Genomic DNA, 9615 nt, shown 5'->3' on the forward strand with positions numbered 1-9615 from the left:
GCTTCAGGAAAATATCAGAACGACGGTACCCACAACTGCGCAATAAACGGCAAACACATACAGTGACCGTTTGCTCAAGTAATCAATCAGCCATTTGATCGCGAACCAGCCGACAATTGCCGCAGTGACGAATCCAACCGCGAGCAGGGGGAGGAATCCGCTGAGGTAGGGCATGTTCATCACATCCAACATTTCATATCCGCCCGCCGCGAGCATGACGGGAACTGACATCAAAAAGGCAAACCGCGCCGCAGACGGGCGGTCGAGTCCGCGAAACATGCCGCCTGAAATCGTTGTTCCACTACGCGAGGCGCCGGGGAAGACGGCGATAATTTGGAACAAGCCGATCACCAGAGCATCGAGCCACGTCATTGATTCGAGATTTCGATTCTTCTTAGTCAACAATTCAGCCAGCGTGAGTAGAATCGCGGCAGAGAATAATCGAATGGAGGCTTGAAGCATAGGTTGTTGGAACAACGCTTCGACTGCGTCTTTGAGCAAGTAGCCAGCGAGTAACGCAGGGATGGTGGCGATAAGTATGTACCAGCCAAGTAAAGATTCAGGTTTCAAGTTCCAAGTTTCACGCGGCTTGGTCAGCATGGAACGTGAAACTTGGAACGTGGAACTCACGATAGTGAGCAAATCCTTCCAGTAAAACGCAAAAAGGGACACGAGCGTTCCGAGTTGGACGATTACGAGGAACGAGAACATCGCGCCATCGGCGGGGATGCCCAAGAGTTTTTGCCCGATCAATAAATGCGCAGTGGACGAAACGGGAATGAATTCGGTCAGTCCCTGAATAATGCCGAGGAGGAAGGCATGGAGGAGGGTCATTTTTATTCTTCAATACCATCAACTGCAATTGCTTGATTACAGACCTTGCATTCAATTGTTATGCCGATCATTTTTATTTTGCCTCGTTGATAGTGACCAACCTGAATTATCAATTTTCTCCCACAGACAGGGCATGGATAAGTCTGTTCTGAGGTAAATTCGGCGGGCTTTTTCATGAGTTTGTCAGCAATTTTGAAAATTGCATCATCCCATAATCCGTTATTCATGGATTTTTTTACGCTCTGCATTCCCCTGCCATTGACTCAACAACTCAGGCACCCGCGACTCGAACGAACCATCCGCGATGTAGACCCGCATCTGCTCCATCAATCGAATCAATGCGCGCAAATTGTGAATGGAGATCAATGTTCCAGCAAGCAATTCTTTTGCCACGATCAAGTGGCGGATGTAAGCCCGCGTAAAAGTTTTGCAGGCGTAGCAATCGCAAGTCTCGTCAATTGGCTTTTCATCACGCGCAAACGTCGCGTTCATCAAGTTGAGGCGACCTTCAGGCGCAAAAGCGGAGTGGTGACGGGCTAAGCGAGTCGGCAGAACGCAATCGAAGATGTCAATGCCGCGAGCCACGCCGTTGATCAAATCTTCGGGCGTGCCGACTCCCATCAGGTAGCGCGGCTTGTTTTCGGGCAGAAGAGGAACAACCACGTCGAGCGTGTCGTGCATCTCTTGTTTGGTCTCGCCGACGGAGAGTCCGCCGATGGCGATGCCGGGGGTGCCGAGCGAAGCAATGAAGTTGGCAGACTCAGCCCGAAGGTCAGCTTGAACGCCGCCTTGCACGATCCCGAATAATGCCTGGTCGCGCCGCGTCTGCGCTTTGAGAGAACGTTCCGCCCAGCGATGAGTCCTGTGCATGGCGAGTTTGGAGTAGGCGTGGTCATTGGGGTCGGAACATTCGTCGAATGCCATGATGATGTCCGCGCCGAGATTTTCTTGAATCGCAACGGATTTTTCAGGCGTGAAGCGATGCGTCGAACCGTCAATGTGACTCTTGAAGGTCACGCCGTCGTCGTCGATCTTGCGAGTCTGCGCGAGCGAGAACACTTGAAAGCCGCCCGAGTCGGTGAGCATGGGACGTCCCCACTGCATGAACTTGTGCAAGCCGCCCATGTCGCGCACGAGTTCGTCGCCGGGACGCAGGTAGAGATGATAGGTGTTGCTCAGCACGAGCGAGGCGTTGATGTCCTTGAGATGCTCAGGTGTGAGGGTTTTTACAGTGGCTTGCGTGCCGACGGGCGCGAAGACAGGCGTGAGGAGGTCGCCGTGCGGCGTGGAGAAAATCCCCGCGCGCGCGCGATTGTTTTTGGAGGTGATTTGGAAGGAGAACATCGGGCATGATTATAACGGGTGACCGAATAACGATGAGTGATAAAATCCTAAACACAGCAACTCCTGCCCAGTCGAATTTGTTCTATAGCGCGTAAGCGAGAAGCGACCCGTCAACTTTGAGGGGTAATTGGCGATTGGTAATTGGAGATTAGAGAAATGTACGACGGCTGTGCGGCGGCGATCCAATACGCGGTGGAACATCCTGAGATTTTGATTCCGTTTGGGAGCGATTATCACGGGGCGCAGAGTCATATCTACGTGCCAGCGGATGTTTGTCCGTTTCGATAAAATAGAATCGGCTCTACCGTTTTTAACGGGAAACCATTTTTCAAACACAAAGGACACGACGGTCACAAAGGAAAAACACAAGGCATCTAGGCTCTTTTCTCCCTTTGTGTACTTTGTGTCCTTCGTGGTGAGGCTCTTTGCCGTTGATTACGGGACACCCATAGAATCCAAAAGACCTGACATGTCTTGTCTACGCGATGGTCAACCATAACTTTCGCGCGGACATGGGTCATGATTTATTAACTCCTCGCGGAGACATGTCAGGTCTGGCAATTCAGGCTTGGAAAGCAGTGCTATAATCGCTTCATTGGAAAAGGCAGGTAGAAATGGCTATGCCCGTTCTCAATCAAATCGTCGAGCAAGTCAAAGCGCTTCCTGACAACTTACAACACCAAGTGCTGACATTCGTCCGTTCTTTGCGAACCGTCGCGGGGCGTGGCACGCATGGTTCTTTGTTGATGCAATTTGCGGGCGGGATCTCCATGGACGATGTCCGCACGATGCGCGAGGCAATCGAAGAAGATTGCGAGCGGGTGGACGGGGATGAGTGGTAGTTTTCTGCTTGATCCCAGTGTACTGATCGAACTATTCGCGCAGGATGGGAATGTATTAACTCGACTCGAAAAAGCAGATAGCACGTTTATTCCAAGCATTGCCTTGGGGGAATTGCATTACGGGGCAAGAAAATCATCTCGTGTTGAAAAGAACCTCGAGCAACTCGAGAAACTCGCCTCCCAAACCGCGATTCTTCCCTGCGATGCCGAGACATCGTATTGGTACGGCATTGTCAAAAACGAACTAAGAAAAACAGGACAACCCATCCCCGAAAACGATATTTGGATCGCGGCGATTGCACTACAACACGGGCTCACATTGGCAACGCGCGACAAGCATTTCATGGTTGTTGAAAATTTAGTTTCCGAAATGTGGTAACCCTTCGTCGAGAAGGGCTTTAGTTCATTGATTTAAGCAGAAGTTCGCCTTTCCTCTTTCTTCTTTCCTCATTTCAATACCACTCAACATTTGCCTTCACCCTTCATCCTTCATAATTCATCCTTCATAATTCATCCTTCCAAAATGATCTACGATTTCATCATCATCGGCTCAGGCTTCGGGGGAAGCGTTTCCGCCATGCGGCTCACCGAAAAAGGATATTCCGTTCTCGTTCTCGAAAAAGGCAAACGCTACGACGATAAAGATTTCGCCAAAACCAACTGGCAGTTCTGGAAATATCTCTGGCTCCCCGCCCTCCGCGCGCATGGCATTTTGCAGGTCAGCATTCTCAAAGGCGCGATGATCCTGCACGGCGCGGGCGTCGGCGGCGGAAGTTTGGGATACGCCAACGTGCTCGAAGTTCCCAGCAACGAGACGTTCGCAACCGCCGCGTGGAATCAAAATGTGAAATGGGGCGACATGCTCCTTCCGCACTACGAGACGGCAAAGAAGATGCTCGGCGTGGCGCGCAATCCCAAACTCTGGAAAGCGGATGAAGTCCTCAAACAAATTGCGGATGAACGCGGCATGGGACACACCTTCCGCGCGACGGATGTCGGTTCATTCTTCGGGGAGGCTGGGGTCACCGTCCCCGATCCTTTTTTCGGCGGCGACGGACCCGCCCGCGCAGGCTGTATCCATTGCGGCGGTTGCATGGTGGGATGTCGTCACAACGCGAAGAATACGCTCCCGAAAAATTATTTGTACTTCGCAGAGAAGAACGGCGCGGAGGTGCGGGCGGAGGTTGAAGTCATTGACGTGCGACCTTTGACCTTTGACAACATCAAGTCACAGGTCGCAAGTCAAAGGTCTGATGCTCGTTACGAAATCATCTATCAACCCTCCACCTCCCCATTCAAACGCAAACAAACAGTTTTTGCCAAGAATGTCATCTTCTCCGCTGGCGTGATGGGGACGATGAAATTGTTATTGAACCTGCGAGACGTGAAAAAGTCACTGCCGAATCTTTCGCCGCGACTCGGCGACATGGTGCGCACAAACTCCGAAGCCTTGCTCGGCTCGATTGCCCGCACATCAGACGTGGATTTTTCGCAAGGCGTTTCGATCTCCTCCATCATGAACGCGGACGAGGTGACTCGCGTCGAACCTGTCCGCTACCCAAACGGCTCGTCGCTGATGCGTTTCCTCGGCGCGCCGCTCGTCTCCGATGTGACGAATGTCCCCGCCCGCCTCGTCCGTTCGCTCGCGTGGATTCTCCGCCACCCCATTGACTACCTCCGCGCGATGGTCTTCCCCAACTGGGCGAGCAAAGTGACCATCCTGCTCGTCATGCAACACGTGGACAATCACATGAAATTCCGCATCGGGCGCAGTCCGCTCACGCTCTTCCGCCGCGGCTTGGTCGCCCAACCCGACGCCGATCACCAAATCCACGCGCGGGTGGACGCGGGTCACGATGTGACGCGTGAATTTGCAAAGCGAATTAACGGCGCAGCGCTCGGCTCCATCACCGAGAACGCGTTCAACCTCCCCACCACCGCGCACATCCTCGGCGGCGCGCCGATGGGACAAAACGCCGAAGAAAGCGTTGTGAACGAAAACTTCCAAGTCCACAACTACGAAGGCATGTACATCATAGACGGCTCGATCATGCCCGCCAACCCTGGCGTCAACCCGTCGCTGACGATCACCGCGCTGGCGGAATATGCGATGAGTCGGATTCAGAGTAAACAAGTAAACAGGTAGACATGGAAACACGTAACCCGCATCTTTCCTCTTTCATCCTTCATAATTCACCCTTCATCCTTTACAATGCACACCATGCCCACCTTTTCCCCCTCCCTCTCCTTCGCCCAAGAACTCGACTCCCTCGACCCCCTCGCCTCCTACCGCGAGCGCTTCGTCATCACCGACCCCGACCTCATCTACCTCGACGGCAACTCGCTGGGCATGATGCCCAAAGTCGCGCAAGAGCGAGCAAAACAAGTTGTCGAAGAACAATGGGGCAACGACCTCATCCGCGGCTGGAACAAAGGCTGGTGGGACGCGCCGCAACGCGTCGGCGACAAGATCGGCAAACTCATCGGCGCGGAGGCGGGTCAAGTGATCGTCACCGACACCGTATCCAGCAACCTCTTCAAACTCGCCACCGCCGCGCTCACACATCAACCCAACAAAAAACGAATCATCACAGATACTTTTAACTTTCCATCTGACCTTTACATTCTTCAAGGAATACAAAATCTATTATCCCCCTCTCCCCGCGGGAGAGGGGCTAGGGGTGAGGGCGAATACGAAATCCTTCGCATCACCCCCGCCGACAACGACATCACCCCCAACCTCCTCCAACTCGAAGGCTCCATCAACGAAAACACCGCCCTCGTCACACTCTCGCATGTCGTATTCAAAAGCGGATACATCTACGACATGCAAGCAGTTACCAAACTCGCGCATGAACGAGGCGCGCTCGTGCTATGGGATCTGAGTCACTCCGTCGGCTCCGTCCCCATCGAACTCGACCACTGCAACGCCGACTTCGCCATCGGCTGCACCTACAAATATCTCAACGGCGGACCAGGCGCGCCCGCCTTCCTCTACGTCAACAAAAAAATTCAAGACAAACTCACCTCGCCCATCTGGGGTTGGTGGGGACAAAAAAATCCGTTCGACTTCGGTCTCGACTACGAACCCGCCGACGGCGCGCAAAGATTCTTGGTCGGCACACAACCGATGATCTCCCTCCTCACAATGGAAGCGGGCATCGAACCGACTCTGCAAGCGGGCATGGACGCCATCCGCGCCAAATCCATTTTGATGACAGACTACGCTTCTTTCCTGACGGATAGCTGGCTCGCCCCTCTCGGCTTTTCCCTCGGCTCCCCACGTGACTCTGCCAAGCGCGGCTCACACATCTCCATCCGCCACGCCGACGGCTACCGCATCAACCGCGCCCTCATCGAAGAGATGAACGTTATCCCCGACTTCCGCGAACCCGACAACATCCGCCTCGGCTTTTCATCACTCTATACCTCCTTCGCCGAAATTCGGGAAGGCTTTGAACGCATCAAACGCGTGATGGATGAAAAGCGATACGAGAAATATCCGAAGCAAAAGTTGACCGTCACCTGATGACATCCAAGACTCGCGCGCGAATCATCGAACATCCCTTTGCCTCCCTTCTACAAGGCGGCAGGTTGGATTCCTACGAGGAAACCAAAAACACGATCGTGTTGCGCGTTCAAGGATTCCAGCCGCTGTCCTCCAAATTGATCCGCAAAGATGGGAAAATCATCGAGCGCGTCAAGGCAAAGTTCATTCCGTTGGAATTGACCTTCTCAACAATCTCCAAACTCAAACGGGACGATTTTTTCACCAACCTCGACAAATACAGCATGGACGATTCATCGCGAACCATCGCCTACATGTATTCATGGCGTCAGCCCAATAAAAAAGATGTATTCTACATGTTTGGTTTGCGCCTCCCTGTCGGGGCGGATATGTCATTTCTGGCGCGAAAAGTGACTTGCAAGATTAGCCGCGTTGTCCAAAAACCCTTCACCATCGAACGCGATTGGTCGCCCGCTCCGCCCATGACGAACAGATTGGTTCCCGAATTCAAGGCGATCAACAAGAAATACGGTGGCGATCCCGTCAACATCAAACGAAACGGCATTGAAATACGCCGCAGGCTGTTCGTCGGTGGAGTGCATGTACAACCCAAGTCGCGCCCGCAAGTGGACGCAGCGCTCAACCTCGGAGAAAAACCCAGCCGCTGGGTAAGGTCGGGAAAAGATTTACATCCAAACGACAGGGCAATCGAACACGGTGAGGGCTCGCAAGGGATGACAGTGGAACAAATCCGTGAGGAGGTGGGCTGGGTGATCGAGCGATTGAGAAACGATCAACGCGTCCTTGTCCACTGTGTGGCAGGGATGAATCGTTCCGTTACAATTTGCTGTGCCACATTGATCCTTTTGGAAAGGCTGAACGCCGAAGAGGCGCTTGCCCGTGTCCGCCAACATCACCCGTGGGCGCGACCCGATTCGCATCACTGGCTGGCGCTCCGCTGGCTGGCAACATCAAAAGGGAAAATCTCATAGCCCCCAACGCGGCCATTTGAGTTGTCTGCATTTGACAATTGAGGAAGATGCTATAATTTCAAAAGAAACAGGAGAACGACCATGACTCAAACTTTTACAGCCGTAATCCATAAGGAAGACAATTGGTATGTGGCAGATTGTCCCGAAGTGGGAACCGTGAGTCAAGGGGAAACAATCGAAGAGGCTGTTGCGAATCTCAAAGAAGCCACAGAACTCTACTTAGAAGAATTCCCGCTGAAAGAATTTAATCGCCGATTATTGACCACGTTCGACGTGGCAGTGTATGCCTAGTTTGCCGCATCTATCAGGGCGGGAGATCGTCCGCGCGTTGGAAAGGCTTGGCTTTGTTCAAGCGCGCCAGCGTGGAAGCCATGTTGTAATGAAGAAATCTACAAATGAGGGAACTGTTGGTTGTGTCGTGCCAATGCACAATGAAGTGGCAATTGGAACATTACACAGTATCCTCAAACAAGCAAGAATTTCAGCGGAAGATTTTCTGAAGGTTGTGAAGTAAAAACGCTATGGAATCCAAACCCGACACCATCAAAGTATCTGCCAATCATAAAGAAGAGATATCCGCCAACCGCGCGGACTTGTTCGTGACCGTCAAAGGGTCGTCGCTCGTCAGCGGGGACGCGGCGATGAAAAAAGCCAAAGAGGTGAATCAACTCGTCGAAGCAGTGACCAGCCTCGGGGTCAAATCGGAAGCGATCCACTTGCAGGGAGTCCACATCGAGACGTCGAGCGGCGCGTTGCTCAAATCATCCAGCGCGACGTATCGGCTGAAAATCCAGTGTGAAAAATTGGATTCGCTCGCCGAGATACTCGATGTTATCTCAGAGCAAAAGAACGCCACGTTGGAACGCATCGTGTGGAAGTACAACGAAGATGAAGCGCGCGAACGCGGCTTGCTCGCGGCGTTGGAAAAAGCCAAAAGCAAAGCGGACAAAGTGGCGAAGGCGATGGGCGTGAAAATTCTTGGCGTGTACGACCTGATCGAAAATACTTTCGACGAAGAGATGCCGTATCCGCAATTTGCGGCGATGCAGGCGGCGCCGATGAAACGTTCCGTGGGCATCACCCCCGAACCCAGCCTCGGCATGGACATTCAACACAGCAAGACGATCAATGTGAACGTAGAGATTTGGTATCGCGTGAGCGCGTTGTAAACCCAAGAGACTCAGCCACAGATTACACGGATTTACACAAATTAAGCCAACCCTGAATAGAGGGTTGGCTTTTCGATTTTCTCATCACGTAAAGAAATAAAAAATCCGTGACAATTCGTGGAATCTGTGGCTAAAGAATTTATTTCCGCGCCAACACAATCACAGACGCGCCATCGGCAGAAGTGATGGTCAGCGTATCGCCATCCAGCGAAAAGGTTGCGGCGCCAGCGAAAACGCTGAGGATGGCAGACTCTTGCACGCTCGCGTTGCCAATGCACGCCATCTTCGTCGAGATGAATGGGGCAAAAACGATGTTGCTACCCTCCAACGTGTATCCGCCATTGAATTGATTGCAACCCACATTGCCGCTGATCTTTTCAGCGTCAAACAAAATGGATGTGTCAATGCTCGGGTCGGCAGATGTTGGGCTGGAGGCTGAGCCATACGAAACGAGTCCCCATTCCCCCGCGAGGGATGGGGTCGCGGCGGGGGCGCACGCGGCAAGCATAAGCACAGCAACGATCAACAGATAGAATTTTTTCATGATATTCCTCGTAAATTTGTTTTCATTTTATCTGACGATATTTTCTCACAAATGTTCCCCAACGGCACGCGGCTATCTCCTCAAATGATTGGTTGAGAAAAAGCCTTGGAACGCGAATGCCGCTGATGAACGAATAACGCGAATTTTAAAAGTGTTATTGCGCCATTCGCGTTAAAAAATTTCTCCCTTTGATAGAACCATGAACGCGGCATCAGCCTCTAGCGCTTTTTTCTACAACAGAACTTACGCAGTTGGCAGGGGCTGTCTAAAAAGGGGAGGACAGCCCCTCCTCAGTTGGGGAAAAGTTTAATACAATAGGGAGATGAACAACCGAAACCTCACCTTCAAGCCGTACGCAATGGAGCAGTTGAGTCTGCTGCCG

Annotated in this window: 13 protein-coding genes; 9 read left to right on the top strand and 4 right to left on the bottom strand. The window is 52.5% G+C overall.

From position 1 onward, the window contains the following. Positions 1-3: 3 nt before the first annotated feature. From uppP to tgt, 3 genes are read right to left on the bottom strand one after another with little or no spacing between them, the layout of a single operon-like run. Positions 4-834, bottom strand: coding sequence for an undecaprenyl-diphosphatase UppP (gene uppP, locus AC16KF_RS00380; protein WP_484035294.1), 831 nt, complete (start codon positions 832-834; stop codon positions 4-6). A gap of 2 nt (positions 835-836) precedes the next feature. Continuing rightward, on the bottom strand, positions 837-1061 hold the full coding sequence (locus tag AC16KF_RS00385) for a hypothetical protein (RefSeq protein WP_484035295.1): 225 nt from the start codon (positions 1059-1061) through the stop codon (positions 837-839). After that, positions 1054-2178 carry a tRNA guanosine(34) transglycosylase Tgt gene (gene tgt, locus AC16KF_RS00390; RefSeq protein WP_484035296.1) on the bottom strand — a complete coding sequence of 375 codons (1125 nt, stop codon included), beginning with the start codon at positions 2176-2178 and terminating at the stop codon, positions 1054-1056. The genes AC16KF_RS00385 and tgt overlap by 8 nt, the downstream gene beginning before the upstream one ends. 156 nt (positions 2179-2334) lie before the next feature. On the opposite strand from tgt, the gene AC16KF_RS00395 reads away from it, so the two are divergent. The 9 genes from AC16KF_RS00395 (at position 2335) to AC16KF_RS00435 (ending at position 8689) form a co-directional block, all read left to right on the top strand. Continuing rightward, positions 2335-2466, top strand: coding sequence for a hypothetical protein (locus AC16KF_RS00395; protein WP_484035297.1), 132 nt, complete (start codon positions 2335-2337; stop codon positions 2464-2466). Between the two features lie 326 nt (positions 2467-2792). Continuing rightward, positions 2793-3020: a hypothetical protein gene (locus AC16KF_RS00400; protein ID WP_484035298.1), complete on the top strand. Its 228-nt coding sequence runs from the start codon at positions 2793-2795 to the stop codon at positions 3018-3020. Then, positions 3010-3399, top strand: a complete 390-nt coding sequence (locus AC16KF_RS00405; protein WP_484035299.1) for a PIN domain-containing protein — start codon at positions 3010-3012, stop codon at positions 3397-3399. The genes AC16KF_RS00400 and AC16KF_RS00405 overlap by 11 nt, the downstream gene beginning before the upstream one ends. 144 nt (positions 3400-3543) lie before the next feature. Then, positions 3544-5166, top strand: a complete 1623-nt coding sequence (locus tag AC16KF_RS00410; protein WP_484035300.1) for a GMC oxidoreductase — start codon at positions 3544-3546, stop codon at positions 5164-5166. A gap of 75 nt (positions 5167-5241) precedes the next feature. Next, positions 5242-6549, top strand: coding sequence for a kynureninase (gene kynU / locus AC16KF_RS00415; protein ID WP_484035301.1), 1308 nt, complete (start codon positions 5242-5244; stop codon positions 6547-6549). Beyond that, on the top strand, positions 6549-7520 hold the full coding sequence (locus tag AC16KF_RS00420) for a protein-tyrosine phosphatase family protein (protein WP_484035302.1): 972 nt from the start codon (positions 6549-6551) through the stop codon (positions 7518-7520). Before kynU ends, AC16KF_RS00420 begins: the two co-directional genes overlap by 1 nt. Before the next feature lie 81 nt (positions 7521-7601). Continuing rightward, positions 7602-7811, top strand: coding sequence for a type II toxin-antitoxin system HicB family antitoxin (locus AC16KF_RS00425; protein WP_484035303.1), 210 nt, complete (start codon positions 7602-7604; stop codon positions 7809-7811). Beyond that, positions 7804-8034, top strand: a complete 231-nt coding sequence (locus AC16KF_RS00430; RefSeq protein WP_484035304.1) for a type II toxin-antitoxin system HicA family toxin — start codon at positions 7804-7806, stop codon at positions 8032-8034. Before AC16KF_RS00425 ends, AC16KF_RS00430 begins: the two co-directional genes overlap by 8 nt. 7 nt (positions 8035-8041) lie before the next feature. Beyond that, on the top strand, positions 8042-8689 hold the full coding sequence (locus AC16KF_RS00435) for an SIMPL domain-containing protein (RefSeq protein WP_484035305.1): 648 nt from the start codon (positions 8042-8044) through the stop codon (positions 8687-8689). Between the two features lie 139 nt (positions 8690-8828). Here AC16KF_RS00435 and AC16KF_RS00440 read toward each other — a convergent pair whose 3' ends face one another. Beyond that, positions 8829-9233, bottom strand: a complete 405-nt coding sequence (locus AC16KF_RS00440) for an META domain-containing protein (protein ID WP_484035306.1) — start codon at positions 9231-9233, stop codon at positions 8829-8831. Positions 9234-9615: the final 382 nt, after the last annotated feature.

This window comes from Candidatus Defluviilinea gracilis, assembly GCF_057138825.1.